Genomic DNA, 19,696 nt, shown 5'->3' with positions numbered 1-19,696 from the left:
TTAAAGATCTCCAAACACCAGTGCGCCGACCCCTATCGCGGTGAGTAATGCAACCACAAAGGTGAGTGGGACAAAGCGCACAACAAATCCAGTGCCCCACGCGCCGCGTTGCATCGCCATGAGTTTGACGTCCACCATCGGCCCGACCACTAAAAACACGAGTTGAGCTGTGGGCGGCATCATGGTGAAAGAAGCGGCGATAAAAGCATCCGCCTCTGAGCACAGCGCGAGGAGCACCGCTAATGCTGCCATAGCCAGGCAGGCTAAAACTGGCCTATCTCCAAGGACCAGGAACCATTCCCGTGGAACGATGAGCTTAAGGAGCCCGGCGAGCAACGCCCCCAGGACAAGGTAACCGCCAGCGTTGAGGAGATCGTGGAGAAAAGATTCCCTCAGTCTTTCCCATTTATTGGGTGCATGATGCTGGTGGGAGTGGCCTTCTCCGTCAGGCACGTCGATGCTCCCACTCATCCAGATCCATCCCACCAGCACTGCCGCGCTCAGAGAAGCCACAAATCTGGCGATCACCATGCGTGTGTCTCCGCCAAAAGCAACCGCAGTGGAGACCAGCACCACCGGATTAATCGCAGGGCTGGCGAGGAGGAAGGCAAGGGCCGCGGCTGGAGGTACTCCCCTGCGGACAAGCGACTGGGTAATTGGCACCGATGCACATTCACAGGCAGGAAGCAGCATTCCAGAGGCTGCGGCCGTGGGGACGGCGAGGCGTTGGGAGCGCGGTAGGCGTCGAAAAGCAGCCTCGGGTATAAAGACCTCGATGAATCCTGAAATGATGACGCCGAGGATCAAAAAGGGTGTCGCTTGCAACACAATTGCGATGCTTATCTGAGCCCATGCCTCCGCGAGCCCGTGAAGCTGAATCAGCGGCCCAAAAATGAGCAATGCACTGAGAATCATGAGAGAGACGATCGCGCCGTACTGGCCAACTCTGTGTCTCATAAGTAGGGCTTCTCCGGCTGCGGGATCTGTGTGACATGGTCTATCTTGAGCACCGGAAACTGTGGATTGAATTTCTCCGAGTGGGGTACGACTTCCGCTGTGATCTCATACCAGTTGTCCTCTATGAGTTCTGCGTCCCCGTCCAGCGACGCGGTGTAGGCCATAGCGTCCGCTGCGCAACAAAAAATCTTATAGCGACTAAGCCGCCATGTGCCGTCTACCGAACGCGAGGCGAATCCCGTCACAGCCACGGTCTTTCCCATCATCGATGTGCTGTCCGAGCGTAAAAATCGGGCCGTGAGCTCTTCCATAGTGAGCTCGTTGGTCCCATAACTACGCAGCGGTTCCATTGGAAGATCGTCTAAGGAATTTTTCCGCGCTGTCGCACCAGTGCTTTCCGCTGTATAGCGTAACGACGCCGCCCCCAACGCAGTCGGTGCGCAAAGCGCTACGAGCAGCACGGGGAGGAGCAACAGCCAGGAGGTAGCGCGCATCGGAGAATGCGAGCACGGATACCGGTGAGCGCTATATGAGCTCCACCCACCAAGCCCTATCAACAGCAGTCCGCTCAGTAATGTCCAAGGACGGAAAGCCGGTTGGAGGTAGTTGTTGATTCCACCTGTAAGTGACTCCACAAGCAGCAGCACTCCGAGAGCTGCAATCACAAAAGCACCGACGGCAACGCCCTTGGTGGATTCTGTGTGTGACTGCCCAACATTCATGTATTAGAGGGTGCAGCCTTTCTTCCAACCTGGCAAGTCCTCCCCTGTTTTATCGATTGGTGGCACGGCTGCACCTCTTCACCTGCGCCAATTATTTTTGCTAACGAACATCCCGTTTAGCGTTGACCCACAACCCAATAGCTAGTGGTACAACAATCCACGCCACAATAAGCCCTATGTTGTATGCCAACGGCTGCACCTCAGCGAAGTTCCATCCGGAAGTGAAAAACTCAGCGTTTTCTTTTCCATATTTAGTCAACTGGCTGACACGTTCTCCGGGCGATACCAACCACAGAGGAACAAAAGCATCGCTCTTTGCCGCAGCTACGCCTAGAAGGCGCTCGATAACCAAGAACCAAGCAAGTGGTATCGCCATAGCTGCTACTCGGCTACGCGTCAGCGCAGCTAAGCCCATCGCAATGAAGCTAAACACTAAAAACAGCACGCCGTCTCGCAAAATTACTAATGCTTCCTCGTTGAGCAACGTAACCCTAGGAATCACAAGGAGCGCTACATAAACAAGGGCCACACCTATCAGATAATTAAGCAGAAGAAATCCTGATACCACCAACGCCCTTGCGCTAAGCCACAGGCTACGACGCGGTTGTGTCAAGAAAGCCTGGGCATGCATGTGATCATTAAACTCGCCGGCTACGGCCGAAGCAGCAAAAGATATAGACATCATTGCAAAGATCATCGCACCTGGAAGGGCAAACGCCCAGTTAACTTCTGAGCCTTCGGCACTAAATAGGCCTATAAGCACGGCAGGACCATACAGCGAGCCGGTAAGAAGAATCGCCCATATCCAGGTGCTTCGTAGAGTCAACAGTTTGGTGGCTTCTGAGCGCAAAACATTTATCATGTGGTTGCTTATCCTTTTCATTCCTATGAGCAAAACTGTTAATGAGTAGCGCTCGAAGCTGTGTCTTCCACAGCACTATCCACGGCTTGTTTAGTGCGGTATTCCTGGGATTCAGCGGTGGCCGCGAGGAATCTTTGCTCCAGATTGTCTTGCTTAGTGCTTAAGCCGAACACAGGCAGACCGGCGTCCAGGGCAGTCATAGCCACGGCCATGCGCACAGCTTGTTCGTCTGTGTTTTTATCTACACTGACGCTAAATCCCACAGTGTTGTGCAGGTTGACAATGTCAAACCCTTTGTTCTGTAACTCCGCCGCGAGTTCAGCAGCGTGCGGTGTTTCTACCTCCACACGAGTGCCATCTGCCAGGAATTCTTCAAGGGAATACTCACCGATCATTTTTCCTCGCCCAATCACTACCAACCGGTCTGCGGTTAATTGCATCTCCGAGAGCAAATGGGAAGAGACTAAGACGCTTCGTCCCTCAGCGGCAAGGTTACGAATCGTGGTGCGCATCCAGCTCACACCTTCCGGATCAAGACCATTGACAGGCTCGTCAAGGATGAGGTGCTGTGGGTCCCCCAACAAAGCTGCAGCCACGCCGATGCGCTGTTTCATGCCTAGGGAGTAACCACCGATTTTTCCTTTAGCGGCCTTCTGCAGTCCCACAATATCCAGGCATTCTTCTACCCGACGGTCGGAAATACCTGCACCCCGTGCCAGTACTCGAAGGTGATTGCGCCCAGATCGTGCAGGGTTAAACCAATTTGCATCAAGGATGGCCCCAGCCATCGTAGATTTGTTTTTTACATCCTCAAACGCTCCGGTGTAGTCCTCAGTAGAAAACTCGACATTGCCTTCTGTAGGTGCATCCAAGCCAAGTATGCATCGCATTGTTGTGGATTTACCGGAACCGTTTGGTCCGAGGAATCCAGTCACTGTCCCATCTGGAACGGTGAAACTCAGATCAGCGATAGCTGTCTTGGAACCATACTTCTTGCTTAGATGTCGAACTGTGATCATGCTTTCCATGATCCGTTAATTCTCAACTCTTGTAATCCTGCCGGGGGCCGATCTTTTATGTCACCCCTAGGTATGACAACGCATAAGTACCGTCCACCTAATTACCTACAATTAGTATTGCGCGCAATAGTAATCTCGAAATGCTGTTTTACCGAGTCCAACGTCACAACATTCCCGACCGACAACATCATAAGCTGGACATATAGGCCCGACTCAAGCGAATAGTCTGGGAAGTTCGTAACACAGCCGGGCATCCGAGGAAACGCACCGGAAAGGTTTATCATGCTACCGAGTATCCCCGCGCCCGATTACCCAACGCTATTTTTCTTCGAGCGTGGCGACTGGTGGGACTATGCAATGCTCATCATTGTCACAGCTGCGCTTGCTATCACCGCTTGGCTAGCCCAGAGAAATAAATGGGTAGTTCTCTTAGTCTTTATAGTCGCACCATTATTGCTCACACTATTGTGGTGGCCGCACTCTACCGAAGGAACCGCGTCCTCGGGATGGTTTGCCATCGTAAAGCAATATTCGGCCTTGGCTGGATCCCTCTGCTTAGTAGCCTTGCAATATATCAAAAAGCTACGACACAACTACTGGTACCTCACCATCCCTCCGGTGATCTTAGCTATCAACATCCTGGAAGCAGTTGTTCGAGATTTTCAGGCCTATAGCATCCACGACTTTGACCCACATCAGCACATGGTTATATGGGGCGGACCTTGGAACATCATGAACGGCGTTGCGGGAATCCTCAACCTCTTAGCCATATCCGGATGGGTTGGCATCTTTGTTGCTAAAGGCAAGTCTCGTGCAATTATCTGGGGCGATCTCACGTTTGGCTGGATCATTGCTTACGACGTCTGGAATCTCTCCTACTGCTACAACTGCCTCACAGACCGCGCCTGGTATTCCGGAGTTGCCCTCTTACTGTCGTGCACAATTCCCGTGTTCTTCAAGTTTGGCCGAGGCTCGTGGATTCAATTCCGCGCTTACACCCTCACCCTATGGTCCGCCGTCGTTCTCACATTCCCAGCTTTTACAGAAAGTTCCACCTTCGCCCATCGTTCAGCACACAACCCCACAGCCCTTTTCATTCTGGCCGCACTGTCCCTCGCACTCAACATCGCAGTCTTTGGCTACCACGTGTACAAGGTCATGCGATATCGCAGGAATCCACTTGTTCAAGAGGTCTATCCTGAGAGTAAAGAATCCACTGCGCTCATACGTACGCATGCCACTCCCGAAGACCAGGACCGTATAGCCGCCAGGCTGGGCTCCACCCCCGAGGCCCTGGGATACAGAGATCCCATTGCGCGCAATAACACAGAGGGAAATCTACTGCCACGCTAAACACACAAAAGCCCGCAACAATATTGCACACAACATGTACATTGTGCGCAAATATTGTCTAACAAGAAAACTGCTTGCTATCCTTTTGTCTTCTTGCCCCATCCTTTAAGGTATGTGCGTTCTTTCTTTTGCCTTATTTGTTCTTCCCACGAGAACTTTGGCTCTTCCCAATCGTTAAAGTAATCCGGATCAATTATCTCTGACCAGGGTGTTCCCGGACCAACAGGAGGCCATGCGGGGTCATCGGTCTTTGGCGGGCGAATCTCCGCGACTGCCGGGCAGCTGCGTCCATATTGAAACCATTGCGTGTAAGTATCTTCAAACAGTGGGGTCCCATCCCACCGACCGGCAGGTACCTTTGATCCAAAGTATCGCCCGCCCAGAGTACCGCGCATGAATTTTCCAATATGCTGCTGCTTCTTTCGGAACTCCGCAACACGCTTAATATAGATGTTTTGCAGACGCGTCATACAACCACCGATGAGCTCAATATTTACCCAGTTGATCGCTTTAGGCAACGGAGCATTCGGTTCATATCCAATACGCCAGTGGTTGATCAACCGAGTACGCTCACCTTTAAGCGGGATCATGTAGAAACACCATGCCGCAGCAAAATGATCCATAGATGGGTACCGGAAGGCATAGGATCCTGGGGCAGCTGGAGGATTTTTAGTATCAACCCACTGAACGAGGTATTTACCAGGAACAACATCAGCCCATTCCATAGACATCCCCTGATAATCAAAGGCTGCAATATCGCCAGGCATCATTGAGTCTGGCTGCTGGAATTCTTCCTGTATTTCATAGCTGTTGTAGAACGGTAGCCGAGCAAAAGTACGCTCAAGCCACTCTGAAGAAAACGAACCTGTTTTATTGGCACCTAGCTGCTTTAATATCCGCCATACCGCATACGCCGGCGCGTCGATGTCGATAGCGTAGGTAGACGAGTAACCATTGTCATAGTTAGCATCGATAAGGTCATCGCCAGGATACGTCCATGCTTGCTCTTCCGGGGTTGCTTTACCACTGAGCTGGCTAAACGCATACATTCCCCCGATCGTTGTCGCACTTAATGCGCCTATCCCCCAGGCTGCACGCGTGCCAATGCTCTTAGATTTTTTCTTCCCCATGCTGTGCTCAACCGCCTTAGCTAGTCAACGTTTGCAGGAACACGGAGATGTGCTCCCGTAGCGGGCCAAGGGCACATGCATCAACTACCTATCGCGCAACGCCCCTTCATGCGTGCCCGTGTGTTAATAACCTCATTCTATCACCGCGATAACCTACGGTGGTAGGGTTAAAAACTAGTTACATCCCACAATTGGAGGCATGAGCAATGCATTCGCTCTTTCTCTGGGAGATAGGCACCCCTCTTGTTTACATCACTTGGGTTGTAGTTTTTGTTGCCCAAGTAGCTATCTCAGAAATTAATCGCCGCTGGAACTGGACAATATTTTTCCTTTGGACGTTCGGCGGCCTCGCCCTAATGCCTTATGCCGCACTACACGGCACTCCTATGGTCGGCTGGTTCCCCTTTGGCAAATACGTGATTATGGTTGCCACAGCGACGATGACAGGTTTTCTCCTGTGGTACGGAAAGCGAAACCCGATCAAAGCGCATCGCTACGCCATATGGTTTGGCGTGGCACTCTGGATCGGGCTCGCGGTGAACATCATGGAAGCAAATATCCGCGATGTCACGATTTTCTTTGAATCAGACAAATATCTGCAGTGCGCCACCGATCCCGCCTGCTTGAAGTCCATCAACGATGCACATGTAGGCATTGACATGATTAACGGGCTACCGGAAACTCGTGGTGTTACAGCGCCCGTCGGAAGCCCCGAATGGTATTCCGCAGTAGCCGCTAATTTCCGCGCATCTGGTGTAGGAATAGACCCAGCCACCGGGTTCCGAACTATCGGTGGATATTGGAATCTGCTCACCGCCGCCGCGGGCGTGCTCAACATCGTCACAATCACGGGCTTAGGAAAGATATTTGTTACGTCCAACAAGGACCGAAAAGTACGCGGACTCATCTGGGTAGACATGGTGTGGCCCTGGGTCATTGCTTATGATCTTTGGAACCATGCATTCTTATACAATGCGCTTGCCGACTACACATGGTACTGCACCCTTGCGTTGCTTTTAGCTTGCACAATACCCGCGTTTACCTGGGCAAAGGGTCAGTGGATCTGGTTCCGTTGCTTTACGTTGATGTTCTGGATCGCCGCGAATAACCTTTTGCCAGAGTTCTTGGTTCCGCCGAGCAGCATCACCAACTTCTCCACGATGAACCCCGTGGCAAATGCTGTGTGTGCGTGGGCTGCGTTCCTGTTCAACGTGGGGCTCTTCTTCTATTGGTTGTACAAAATCCGCACCACCAAGCGAAACCCGCTGCGCGATCCTTTGTACCCAGAGCTCAAAGAGTTTCGCACCATCATGCGAGAGCATGCCGATGATGCCGACAAGTATTTTGTCACCGACATGATTAAAGAAACTCCTGAAGAGTTAGGTTTTGCGCCTAAGTCCTCCACCCCACCGCCAGATGGCTATGTGGGAACAATGCCGTGGTGGCGCAGCGATAAGCGATACCCTAAGCCGCGCACCCCACTTTCGGCTGATCCAGCGCTCGCAGCCAAGAAGATTCCTTCCGACACCACCTGGGATGTGCACAGCTAGATCGGTTTCTTCGTCGTGGGTCAGTTACCTAAAAGCGCATCCTGGGTAACTAACCCACGTTTAAAGGCAAAAAGCACCGCATGGACTCGGTCGCGGGAACCGGTTTTGGTCAGGACTCTCCCCACGTGTGTTTTTACCGTGGGCAAAGAGATAAACAGTTGTGAGGCAATCTCTGGGTTGGACTTTCCCAAGGCGATCAACTCAAGAATTTCTAACTCACGCGGAGTCAACGGCTCGGCAAGACCCTCGTTTATATCCTTAGCGTCGCCAATCTGTTTGTTCGCCTGTCCCGATCTTATTCTTCGAAATAATTTGGCGGTGGCCGCCGGGCTGATCACTGCGCTTTGCGCCCCGACTGATCTGACGGCATCGAGCAAATCCTCTGGCGCGGTATCTTTGAGCAAGAATCCTGAAGCCCCGTTTTCCACCGCTTCCATTACGTAATTCTCGCTGTCAAAAGTGGTCAGGATAATCACCCGAAGCGGCTCATCATTAGGCCCCATAGCGCCTCGCGCTACCAGCTCTTTAGTGGCTGAGATGCCATCCATGATCGGCATTTGTACATCCATCAAAACCACATCAACGGGCTGTGCCATCGCACGGTCCAACGCTTCTATTCCGTTGTCTGCTTCCCACGCAATGCGAATATCATCTTGCGAGCCAAGTACCATGCTAAAACCGGCTCTCACCAGCTGTTGATCGTCGACAAGCCCTACGCTAATCATGTCCTCTTAACCTCTTACAACGGAATTTCAACGTCAACGCGCCAGCCGCCGGCATTGCTTATCGACGCACCCCATGTCGCCTTTCCACCATGCAGCAAAGCGCGCTCTTTGATGCCTGCCAAACCACGCCCCACAGAATCGACTGTGTCGTTCACAAGGGCTTCACCTTGCGCGTTGTCCACTGTAATACGCAGGATTTTGTCTTTGGGCAAACCCCAGTCCAACGTAACGTTAACCGCCGTCTTCCCCGCATGTTTGAGCACGTTTGTCAGGGATTCTTGAATAACACGAAAAACCGTTAGCCCACGAGATTCGTCGACTGTTACGGGCTCACCGTGCACGGAAAAGTCTATCTGCAATCCTGCGGCGCGGGCTTCGTCGATAAGCCTTCCTATTTCATCGAAACCGGGCGTGGCGTTCATGTCTCTCTCGTCTTCCTCACCCGAGCTTTCCCTTAATACGGTAAGCAATCCCCGCATCTGTACCAATGCGTCTCTTCCCACCGAAGAGATAGTTTCTAACGCTTCGATGGCAGCTGTCGGATCTTTTTTCCCCGCGTATCGTCCACCATCTGACTGCGCGATCACTATGGCCAAAGAATGCGCCACAATATCATGCATCTCACGCGCAATACGGTTTCTTTCCGCTAACGCTGCCAGCTCAGCCTTGGCACGCAACTCCTCCAGCGCTTGATTTTTCCGCCTGGTATTAAGTCCTATTTGCCACCACAGAGAAATGGAAATAACAATAAAAACCAGAATCCAGGCTGCCCCAATCCAAAAATTAGGTTCCCTCACTGCACTACCGTCAATGAATGCTTTTCCGCCGAGGGCGTTACTCACCACAATCACAGTCAGACCGACAACGCTGCCGACCACAAGCGCTGCAATCCATGCCCTTCTATGGCGCTGGATATACGCAGCGATAAACCAGGATTGATAGCACACAGCCGCATACCCTAGAAGAGCCACCAACGGGGCTCCCCAAGCTATCAGCAGCAGCGCAAAAACCACGATCCACAGGCCCAGCAATCTGCGATACCGCTGAACAAGCAGCCCAATAAAAAGCGCTATTCCACCAATCCACAGCAAAGCAAAAACTATCGAAAGATGCATCTGCTCACGCGGAGACACCGCTTCTGGTTTGATAGCAGTATTCTGCACAGCGATCAGGAAGAAAAAACCGCCCACCAGGCTCTGCGCCACTAACTGCGACCAGAACCCGCGATCCTGGAGCCATCCGCACGTACCCATGCGCTTTGTGAGCGCAGAAAAAGATTTCATGATAAACAAAAGCCTAGAGCAGCTGAATCCCTGTATGCATCCGACCACAGTATGAATATCCCAGCTTATCGACGCCCTCAGCGCCCCTTTAAAAAAACGTAACAGGGGCCTGCTGCACTCTACGATGCAACAAACCCCTGCGGTTTCAGCCTTATGCTGTTGTTTTAGCTTCTGTTTTAGTTTTGCTTACGGCGTACCGTGAGAACCGCACCAACGGCAATCAATACAGCTGCAAGAATCGTAAGCACCCACACGTTGGCACCTGTCTGCGCGAGGACCTTCTTCTCCGTCTTGTTCACGTTAGCAACGGGAGTCTCGGTCTTCTCTGCAGGCTTTGCTGGACCTTGCGGAGTAGCGTTAAAGCGTGCTGGCTCTGCGGTGTTCTTGGCGGATGAACCATTGGAGGAGAGACCCAGGGCTGCAGCCACGATTCCCAATCCACCCAAGGGCAGCAAGATCCACCACGGGAAGCCCGAAGGCTTTTCCACTAGCGGCTCGTCTTCTTCTACCGTCACGGTCTGCGACTCAGCGTCATAATCCTCATGCTTTGCCACAACTGTCTGCTCATCATTCTTTTTGAAGAGCTTTTCAAAGACAACGAGCGTTTTACCTGCGAACTTTCCATCTACATCAAAAGTAACGTCAACGGAGCCGTCGGCAGCCTCTGCAGTGAAAGTCTTCTCCGCCTTGATGCCCGTGGATTCCTTGGTGTCTTTATCCATCAGCTCGCCGCGAAGCACGTACTCTTCACCCTGCGTAAGACCCGTGTATTCCACGGTGTCTACGATGGTGCCACCGTTGGCAGAGAGAGTCTTGTCTTGATCAGCGTTATCCAGTGCGGTCGTCTTCAGCTTTGGCTCTGGCGAAACTTCCGGTTCCACAGGTGTTCCGTCCTGAGGATTAACAAATTTAACACTCAAGAGATTTTGGAAGCGGAGTGATTCCTGGGTCTTGTTGCTGTACGGAGTGTAGATGGCCAAGGTAGCTTGCTTGGGATCTACATCTTTGAGTACGACCGGAGACTCTGCTTGTCCGGTAAGGATTTTGAAAGCCTGGTTAATTTGCTGATGCCCTGAAGTAGCCTTGTACAGGTAATTCCCCCAGTCGCTATCCGACCAGTACCACACAGCCAGCTGAGTAGCGTAACGGAACTCATTGTCTGTGAGATTCAGGGCAGCCTTCAGGCCTGCCGCGTCACGGCTATACCCGTTATAGATCGCCTTTAACACGCCCGCATCAGGGTCGCTGCCTTCTCGCCAACGGTGAGCAAATTTTTTCAGAGAAGTATCGAAGTTGGCCTTGTACCTGAGGTCAACACCAGAGTTGTAATAGTTTGCCGAGTCAGATGGCTGAGCGTCCTTACGCATCGGTGGGACTGAGTTCATATTAAAGCAATACGCAAGCTCAGTTTCTTCCTCCGTTGCAGATTCCGGCTGCACCACGAGAGGCGGGACGGGAGAGAATTGGTGAACTCCGTTACCGTAAGGATTTTGGATTGCTACGCGGCTATCCACGTAACCAAGGTATGGCTCGTCATTTTCAACAGCACCAGCGCTAACACTCGAGGTGAAAGAGAGCGCTATGCCCGTAATAAGTGCGGCCACCCTTTTTAAGGTATTCTTCTTCATTTTTCTTTCTGAGTGAGTCCGAGGCCTTCTAGGTTTTCACAAGAGTGTCAACCACCCATACATTGCCCAGAAGTAAGGAAAAGCACGGAATACGCCTTGAAGAACCTGTGCACATCCAGCTTACAAGACGCTAATTCTAGGAATATACAACAAAGATTTACAACGTACTATTCGTTGAAAATTTATATAAAAACAACAGGTGAAAACGCTCATAAAACACCATTTAAGTGCATAAATAAAAAGTTCACCCCTGTAATAACCCCTGCTTTTCTTTTGAAAAAAATCACACTTTTCCCTAAAGGATTTTCACATTAAGGAGACTCAGGTAATTTCGCAAAAATCGCGGATGAGAGATTTAGCTAAAAACCGATGTTCTTCCCTCCAGGAACCTCGGATACCCCCACGTATGAACGTCGTTAGCAATTATCGTCGGCTAGCGGATCCTTTCCCCCAAGGAGCATTTCACAACGCTTGTAATCTTCAAGCGACGCAAAGTGCCGAGAATACAAGTCCGTGTCCTCATCAACTTTTCCGTAGAGCGCCGGAGCTACATCGACAATATGCCTTAAGATCACAGCCTTATTTTCCGAGGATTCTCGCTGTTATCTGCCAACTCAAATATGGCAATTCCCACATATGGTTCCATAACCACATGGTTACCATAAAAGTGAAAACGGAAACAGGAATCACCATCTCTGCCCTGCGACACGTGCGAGCCACATCTCTTATTAAGTCGCCCACATAGCAAAAGCTCCCTAGGAGGTCTAATTTCTTAGACCTCCTAGGGAGCTTAGGACTATGACCGCTTAGAGGTCGTAGGCCTCATCCAGTGGCACGGAGGCGCCGGTGAACTCACCATAGCCGTCATCGCCATAGATGGAGTCTCCATAAGTCGGGATTGAGTAAGCCGCATTGCGGGCTGCCTCAGTCGGCTTAACGGAGATATTGCGGTAACGGGAAATACCGGTACCGGCCGGGATCAGCTTACCGATGATCACGTTCTCCTTGAGGCCGATCAGCTTATCGGACCGCTTGTTGATGGCGGCGTCGGTAAGCACGCGTGTGGTCTCCTGGAAGGACGCGGCGGACAGCCACGACTCGGTAGCCAGCGATGCCTTGGTGATACCCATGATCTCCGAGCGGAGCTCAGCAGGCTGACCACCAGCGGCAATAGCCTCGGCGTTAGCGGCCTTAGCCTCCGAAAGATCAACGAGAGTACCTGGGAGGAACTCAGTCGATCCGGACTCGATGACGGTTCCACGACGCAGCATCTGACGGATGATGATCTCGATGTGCTTATCGTGGATAGCCACACCCTGTGCACGGTAAACGTCCTGAACCTCGTCGACGAGGTGCTGCTCAACACCACGGCGGCCAAGAACCTCAAGTACGTCATGCGGATCAGCAGGACCACGCAGCAGACGATCGCCCACGTTCACGTGGTCGCCCTCTGACAAGGTGCGCTCGATCATGGCACCAGGGTTGGACTCCATAGGAACCCGAACGGTAGCCAGACCCTGACGCTTAGAAAGCTTCTCGTAGACCACAACATCAGACCCATCATCTGGGTTGATAGTGAGGGTGTAGAAGTTGCCTTCATCCTCAAGGTGGACGGTACCTGCAACAGAAGCAATCGGAGCACGGTTCTTAGGAACACGAGCCTCGAAGAGCTCCTGAACACGAGGCAGACCACCGGTAATGTCGCCACCGACACCACCCTGGTGGAACGTACGCATTGTCAGCTGGGTACCAGGCTCACCAATGGACTGAGCAGCCACAATACCCACTGCTTCTCCGATGTCAACGAGCTTGCCGGTAGCCATGGACTTGCCATAGCACTTAGCGCACACGCCGGTCGGGGTCTGGCAGGTAAGCACGGAGCGAACCTTGACCTCTGCGATACCCGCAGCGATGAGCTTCTCGATGAGCTGGTCGGTGAGGTTTTCACCAGCCGGCACCAAGACGTTGCCTTCAGAATCCTTGACGTCGACGGAAGCCACACGGCCAGCGACAGAGGTCTCAATGAGGCTGTGTCCGGTGTAACCGGTGACGTTGCCCTGAGCATCCTTAACCTCGACAGCCAATGGGACACGAATGCCCTGCTTGGTGCCACAGTCGTCCTCGCGGACGATAACGTCCTGCGCGACGTCCACCAGACGACGGGTGAGGTAACCCGAGTCAGCGGTACGCAGAGCGGTATCGGCAAGGCCCTTACGCGAACCGTGAGAGTTGTTGAAGTACTCAAGAACCGACAGGCCTTCACGGAAGGAAGTCTTGATCGGTCGGGTGATGTAGTCACCCTTTGAGTTCACAACCATGCCCTTCATGCCGGCCAGGGTCCAGATCTGACGCATGTTACCGGCAGCACCGGACTTCACGATCATAGGAATCGGGTTGTCGTCCGGATAGAGCTTCTCGACGGCATTACCAACCTCGTCGGTAGCCTCCTTCCAGAGCTCAACCAGACGGTCGTAGCGCTCGCGCTCGGTCAGAGCACCCTGCTCCCAGTACTTGCGCTCGATCTTTGCAGCCTCGGCCTCATAGCGGTCAAGGATCTCTTCCTTGTTAGGAAGAACGAGCACGTCAGACATGGTGATGGTCACGCCGCTTCGGGTTGCCCAGTAGAAACCGGCATCCTTCATCTTGTCCATCGTCTGCGCGACAGTAATCATCGGATAGGTCGCAGCGAGGTCGTTAATCACGTCGCCCAAGAGAATCTTGTTGGAGCCGCCGCCCTTACGGACCATAACGCCCTCAAGGTATGGGTAGTTCCACGGCAAGAGCTCGTTGAACATGATGCGACCAAGGGTGGTATCAGCCAACCAGGTCTGTCCCTGCTCCCAGCCCTCTGGGAACTGTTCTGCCTCGACATCAGTCGGGGGACGCAGGTGGCTAATACGCACCTGAATCTTAGCCTGAAGACCAAGAACACCACGGTCCCGAGCCATAAGGGCCTCAGCATAGGAGGAGTACACACCGGTTGCTGGTCCGGTTTCGGTAGCAGGCTGGTATGCACCCTGTCCACCGATCTCATCCTCAGTCTTGTCCATGGTGAGGTAATAAAGGCCGGTCACCATGTCCAGACGTGGCATGGCAAGTGGCTTACCGGATGCCGGGGAGAGGATGTTGTTAGAAGCAAGCATGAGGATGCGAGCCTCAGCCTGCGCCTCAGCAGACAGCGGCAAGTGCACAGCCATCTGGTCACCGTCGAAGTCGGCGTTGAAGGCTTCACAGGCAAGCGGGTGCAGCTGGATAGCTTTACCCTCGACGAGCTTAGGCTCGAAGGCCTGGATACCTAGGCGGTGCAGGGTAGGTGCACGGTTAAGCATTACAGGATGCTCAGAAATTGCTTCTTCCAGAACGTCCCACACCTCAGGGCGCTGACGCTCAACCATGCGCTTAGCCGACTTGATGTTCTGCGCGTAATCGTTTTCCACGAGGCGCTTCATAACAAACGGCTTGAAGAGCTCAAGAGCCATGAGCTTAGGAAGACCACACTCGTGCAGCTTCAGCTGTGGACCAACGATAATAACGGAACGACCAGAGTAGTCGACACGCTTACCCAGCAGGTTCTGACGGAAACGACCCTGCTTACCCTTGAGCAGATCGCTCAGGGACTTCAGAGGACGGTTGCCAGGACCAGTGACCGGGCGACCACGACGACCGTTGTCGAATAGCGCGTCGACGGACTCCTGCAGCATGCGCTTCTCGTTGTTCACGATGATCTCGGGAGCACCAAGATCGATCATGCGCTTGAGGCGGTTGTTGCGGTTGATCACACGACGGTAGAGATCGTTCAAGTCGGAGGTAGCAAAACGGCCACCATCAAGCTGAACCATCGGGCGCAGCTCCGGCGGGATCACCGGAATGCAGTCGAGCACCATGCCAGCTGGGTCATTGCCCGAGCGCTGGAATGCAGCAACGACCTTGAGGCGCTTGAGAGCGCGCATCTTCTTCTGGCCCTTGCCGTTGTTGATGATCTCGCGCAGCTCTTCTGCCTCAGCGTCGAGGTCGAAGTTGCGGATAAGGGTTTGGATAGCCTCCGCACCCATGCCACCGGTGAAGTAATCCTCGTAGCGATCAACGAGCTCTTCATAGATGGTCTCGTCGATGATCATCTGCTTAGGAGCAAGCTTGATAAAGGTCTGCCAGATCTCCTCAAGACGGTCGATCTCGCGCTCAGCACGCTCGCGGATGTGCTGCATCTCTTTGTCTGCAGCCTTTTGCACCTTGTTGCGAGCGTCAGCCTTTGCGCCTGCTGCTTCAAGCTCAGCGAGGTCTTCCTCTAGCTTCTGAGCACGCTCTGCGATCTCAGACTCAGCGTCAGCCTCAACGTCCTTCTTCTCCAAAAGCATTTCTGCCTCAAGAGTGGTCTGGTCGCTGTGGCGAGCTTCCTCGTCAACACCAGTGATGATGTTGGCAGCAAAGTAGATGATGCGCTCAAGGTCCTTTGGAGCCAGGTCCAAAAGGTAGCCAAGACGAGACGGAACGCCCTTGAAGTACCAAATGTGGGTCACGGGCGCAGCCAGCTCGATGTGGCCCATGCGCTCACGACGAACCTTGGACTTGGTCACCTCAACGCCACAGCGCTCACAGATGATGCCCTTATAACGGACGCGCTTGTACTTACCACAAGCACACTCCCAGTCACGGGTTGGACCGAAAATTCGCTCGCAGAAGAGGCCGTCCTTCTCCGGCTTCAGGGTGCGGTAGTTGATGGTCTCCGGCTTCTTGACCTCGCCTTTGGACCAACGACGAATGTCGTCGGCGGTAGCCAGGCCGATGCGGAGCTCGTCGAAGAAGTTGACGTCGATCACGTAACTCCCTTTCCCCCCGGTTTTCCCAGGGGATCGTTTCAAAAAGTGATGATGCTTTAAATTCCGCCTGCTCAGCAGCGTTAACCGCCAAGCAGACCTGGTGTATTAGGCGATGTCGGCGTCGGAACGCTCGTCGCGAGACAGGTTGATGCCTAGTGAAGCACCAGCCTGGTCGAACTCGTCGTCATCCGAACCGGACAGCTCCATCGGAGTGCCGTCTGCAGAAAGAACTTCCACGTTCAAGCACAGCGACTGAAGTTCCTTGAGGAGCACCTTGAAGGACTCAGGGATACCCGGATCCGGAATGTTCTCGCCCTTAACGATTGCCTCATAGACCTTCACGCGGCCGACCACGTCGTCAGACTTGATGGTCAGAAGCTCCTGAAGTGTGTAGGCAGCGCCATAAGCCTGCATTGCCCACACCTCCATTTCGCCGAAGCGCTGTCCACCGAACTGTGCCTTACCACCCAGCGGCTGCTGAGTAATCATGGAGTAAGGGCCAGTGGAGCGTGCGTGGATCTTCTCATCAACCAGGTGGTGCAGCTTCAGCATGTACATGTAGCCGACAGACACTGGGTATGGGAAAGGCTCGCCAGAACGGCCGTCGAAAAGCTGTGCCTTGCCGTTTTCGTCCACCATGACGTCACCGTCGCGGTTTGGACGGGAGTTGGCAAGAAGACCAGCAACTTCCTCGTTGGTAGCGCCGTCGAACACTGGGGTTGCGGTGAGCGAACCAGCGGGGACGTCGTAAAGCTCCTCAGGCAGAGTCTTAAGCAGCTCAGCGTTAGCAGGATCCTCAGGATCGATCTTCCAACCGGCAGCAGCCAACCAACCAAGGTGAACTTCCAGCACCTGGCCAATGTTCATACGACGAGGCACACCGTGCGTGTTCAGGATGATGTCAACCGGGGTACCGTCAGGCATGAACGGCATATCTTCCTGCGGAAGAATCTTGCCAACAACACCCTTGTTACCGTGGCGACCAGCGAGCTTATCGCCGTCCTGGATCTTGCGCTTCTGGGCAACGTAAACGCGAATCATCTCGTTAACACCAGGTGCGAGATCGTCATCGTCTTCACGGGAGAAACGACGAACGCCGATGACCTTACCGGTCTCGCCGTGAGGAACCTTCATAGAGGTATCGCGAACCTCGCGTGCCTTCTCACCGAAGATTGCACGCAACAGACGCTCTTCAGGGGTCAGCTCGGTCTCACCCTTAGGAGTGACCTTACCCACCAAGATGTCGCCATCGCGGACGTCGGCGCCGATGCGGACGATACCGCGTTCGTCGAGGTCCTTGAGCACATCCTCGGACACATTCGGGATCTCACGAGTAATCTCCTCGGCACCAAGCTTGGTGTCGCGGGCATCAATCTCGTGCTCCTCGATGTGGATCGAAGTAAGGATGTCCTCTTCCACAACACGCTGGTTGAGGATAATAGCGTCCTCGTAGTTGTGGCCTTCCCAAGGCATGAACGCAACAAGGAGGTTACGTCCAAGCGACATCTCACCATTGTGAGTACCGGGGCCATCTGCAAGAACCTGTCCAGCCTCAACGCGGTCGCCCAAGTTCACCAATGGGATCTGGTTGTAGCAGGTGCCCTGGTTGGTGCGCTCGAACTTGCGCAGCATGTAGGTCTCGCGGGTGCCGTCATCAGCCATCACGGTGATGAAGTCAGCGGAGACGTTTTCTACAGCGCCAGCCTTCTTGTTGATGATGAGATCGCCGGCGTCGTAAGCAGCACGACGCTCCATACCGGTTCCAACGAACGGAGCTTCCGAACGAACCAGCGGCACAGCCTGACGCTGCATGTTCGCGCCCATGAGGGCACGGTTAGCGTCGTCGTGCTCAAGGAACGGAATCATGGCGGTAGCCACAGAAACCATCTGACGTGGGGAAACGTCGAGGTAATCAACGCTTTCCGGTGCGACGACCTGAATGTCACCATTCTTCACACGCACGGTAACGCTGTCCGCAGTGATCTTGCCGTTCGCGTCCACCTCGACGTGAGCCTGGCCCACCACAAAGCGGTCTTCCTCATCTGCGGTGAGGTAGTCGATCTGATCGGTGAGAACGCCGTTTTCTACCTTGCGGTAAGGGGTCTCGATGAATCCGAAAGAGTTCACTCGTGCATAGGATGCCAAGGAACCAATCAAACCAATGTTCGGACCTTCGGGAGTCTCAATCGGGCACATACGGCCATAGTGAGAAGCGTGAACGTCTCGAACCTCGATGCCAGCGCGCTCACGCGAAAGGCCACCTGGGCCCAGAGCAGAGAGACGACGCTTGTGGGTAAGGCCAGACAAGGAGTTGTTCTGGTCCATGAACTGCGAGAGCTGAGAGGTGCCAAAGAACTCACGGATGGCAGCAGAAACCGGGCGCACGTTGATCAAGGAGGTAGGAGTAATAGACTCCGCGTCCTGAGTTGTCATGCGCTCGCGAACCACGCGCTCCATGCGGGACAGACCCACGCGGACTTGGTTCTGGATCAGTTCTCCGACAGTACGCAGACGACGGTTACCAAAGTGGTCGATGTCATCTGTGTCCACAGGAATCACATCGCCGTTTGGTGCAACCATGGTGCTCTCGCCTGCATGGAGGCGTACGAGGTACTCGAGGGTGGTGGCGATGTCCTGCTCGGTGAGGGTCATCAAGCCCTCGTTGTCTCCACCAAGACCGAGTTTGCGGTTCACTTTGTAGCGTCCAACCTTGGCAAGGTCGTAACGCTTCGCGCGGAAGAAGGCGTTGTCTAGCAGTGACTGTGCGAGGTCACGAGTCGGCTGCTCGCCAGGACGCTGTTTGCGGTAGATCTCCAGCAGAGCCTCATCGGTGTTAGCTACACCGTCTGACTCGAGCGTGGACATCATAATTTCGGAGAAGCCAAAGCGCTCCGTGATCTGCTCGGTGGTCCAACCAAGAGCCTTGAGCAGAACCGTCACCGGCTGGCGACGCTTGCGGTCAATACGCACACCAACGGTGTCGCGCTTGTCCACGTCGAATTCCAACCATGCACCACGAGAAGGAATCACCTTCACAGAGTGCAGCGGACGCTCGGTGGACTTATCAATCGTCTGGTCAAAGTAAACACCAGGCGAACGAACAAGCTGGGAGACCACGACACGCTCGGTGCCGTTAACAATGAATGTTCCCTTGTTGGTCATCATCGGGAAGTCACCGATGAAGACAGTCTGGGACTTGATCTCCTGAGTTTCGTTGTTGATGAATTCTGCAGTCACATAAAGCGGCGCAGAATAGTTAATGTCCTTGTCTTTACACTCATCGATAGTGTTCTTCATGTCCTCGAAGCGTGGCTCCGAGAGAGACAATGACATATTTCCGGAATAATCCTGAATCGGAGAGAGCTCCTCCAGGATGTCTTCCAGTCCGCTGGTTACGCGGACGTTTTCACCCAGCTCCTCCTGCTGGCGGGCACGCCACTCAGGCGTGCCAATGAGCCATGCGAAGGAATCTAGCTGAATATCGAGAAGTCCCGGGACCTCAATAGGTTCCGTAATTTTGGCGAACGAAAAACGTTCGGGAGCCCCGGGGATGTCGGCCACTGACTTGGTCTGGCGGGAGACTGCCAAGATGGGTCCTTCCAGCACCTCACGCGGCGGTGGCCCCGCAATATTGACCACCATAACCGCTG

At 53.6% G+C, this 19,696-nt stretch carries 12 protein-coding genes and 1 pseudogene; 2 read left to right on the top strand and 11 right to left on the bottom strand.

Annotation, left to right across the window (positions count from 1 at the left end):
- The 4 genes from CULFRC11_RS01850 to CULFRC11_RS01835 all read right to left on the bottom strand — a co-directional run bounded on the left by CULFRC11_RS01850 (position 1) and on the right by CULFRC11_RS01835 (position 3,569).
- Entirely contained in the window at positions 1-957 is a 957-nt protein-coding gene (locus CULFRC11_RS01850) for a permease (protein ID WP_023635099.1), read from the bottom strand.
- A complete protein-coding gene (locus CULFRC11_RS01845) occupies positions 954-1,679 on the bottom strand; it encodes a TIGR03943 family putative permease subunit (RefSeq protein ID WP_023635098.1) in 726 nt (241 codons plus the stop codon). Before CULFRC11_RS01845 ends, CULFRC11_RS01850 begins: the two co-directional genes overlap by 4 nt.
- Positions 1,680-1,779: 100 nt before the next feature.
- Positions 1,780-2,541, bottom strand: coding sequence for an ABC-2 transporter permease (locus tag CULFRC11_RS01840; RefSeq protein ID WP_023635097.1), 762 nt, complete (start codon positions 2,539-2,541; stop codon positions 1,780-1,782).
- A gap of 38 nt (positions 2,542-2,579) precedes the next feature.
- Positions 2,580-3,569, bottom strand: coding sequence for an ABC transporter ATP-binding protein (locus CULFRC11_RS01835; RefSeq protein WP_023635096.1), 990 nt, complete (start codon positions 3,567-3,569; stop codon positions 2,580-2,582).
- Between the two features lie 273 nt (positions 3,570-3,842).
- Here CULFRC11_RS01835 and CULFRC11_RS01830 point away from each other — a divergent pair, with 273 nt between their 5' ends.
- Positions 3,843-4,913 (top strand): DUF5692 family protein, encoded by a 1,071-nt coding sequence (locus CULFRC11_RS01830; protein ID WP_023635095.1) that lies wholly within the window; start codon positions 3,843-3,845, stop codon positions 4,911-4,913.
- 77 nt (positions 4,914-4,990) lie between these two features.
- On the opposite strand, the gene CULFRC11_RS01825 is transcribed toward CULFRC11_RS01830, so the two are convergent.
- Complete coding sequence (locus CULFRC11_RS01825) at positions 4,991-6,043, bottom strand: hypothetical protein (protein WP_023635094.1); 1,053 nt, start codon at positions 6,041-6,043, stop codon at positions 4,991-4,993.
- 206 nt (positions 6,044-6,249) lie between these two features.
- Here CULFRC11_RS01825 and CULFRC11_RS01820 point away from each other — a divergent pair, with 206 nt between their 5' ends.
- Entirely contained in the window at positions 6,250-7,593 is a 1,344-nt protein-coding gene (locus CULFRC11_RS01820; protein ID WP_023635093.1) for a DUF5692 family protein, read from the top strand.
- A 20-nt stretch (positions 7,594-7,613) separates the two neighbouring features.
- Here CULFRC11_RS01820 and CULFRC11_RS01815 read toward each other — a convergent pair whose 3' ends face one another.
- The 6 genes and pseudogenes from CULFRC11_RS01815 to rpoB all read right to left on the bottom strand — a co-directional run bounded on the left by CULFRC11_RS01815 (position 7,614) and on the right by rpoB (position 19,652).
- Positions 7,614-8,318 (bottom strand): response regulator, encoded by a 705-nt coding sequence (locus tag CULFRC11_RS01815; protein ID WP_023635092.1) that lies wholly within the window; start codon positions 8,316-8,318, stop codon positions 7,614-7,616.
- 14 nt (positions 8,319-8,332) lie between these two features.
- The gene (locus CULFRC11_RS01810) at positions 8,333-9,601 is read right to left on the bottom strand and encodes a sensor histidine kinase (protein WP_023635091.1); all 1,269 of its coding nucleotides are present in this window, start codon (positions 9,599-9,601) and stop codon (positions 8,333-8,335) included.
- Positions 9,602-9,777: 176 nt separating this feature from the next.
- Positions 9,778-11,229: a VaFE repeat-containing surface-anchored protein gene (locus CULFRC11_RS01805; protein ID WP_023635090.1), complete on the bottom strand. Its 1,452-nt coding sequence runs from the start codon at positions 11,227-11,229 to the stop codon at positions 9,778-9,780.
- 416 nt (positions 11,230-11,645) lie between these two features.
- Positions 11,646-11,804 (bottom strand): annotated as a pseudogene (locus tag CULFRC11_RS11355) (DUF4288 domain-containing protein); the annotation flags it as partial.
- Positions 11,805-12,035: 231 nt separating this feature from the next.
- Positions 12,036-16,046: a DNA-directed RNA polymerase subunit beta' gene (locus CULFRC11_RS01795; protein WP_014835918.1), complete on the bottom strand. Its 4,011-nt coding sequence runs from the start codon at positions 16,044-16,046 to the stop codon at positions 12,036-12,038.
- A 105-nt stretch (positions 16,047-16,151) separates the two neighbouring features.
- Positions 16,152-19,652 (bottom strand): DNA-directed RNA polymerase subunit beta, encoded by a 3,501-nt coding sequence (gene rpoB / locus CULFRC11_RS01790; protein WP_032802884.1) that lies wholly within the window; start codon positions 19,650-19,652, stop codon positions 16,152-16,154.
- Positions 19,653-19,696: the final 44 nt, after the last annotated feature.

Origin of the sequence: Corynebacterium ulcerans, assembly GCF_000767685.1 — a bacterium.
Taxonomy (GTDB): domain Bacteria; phylum Actinomycetota; class Actinomycetes; order Mycobacteriales; family Mycobacteriaceae; genus Corynebacterium; species Corynebacterium ulcerans.
This window is presented reverse-complemented; position numbering and strand designations above follow the sequence as displayed.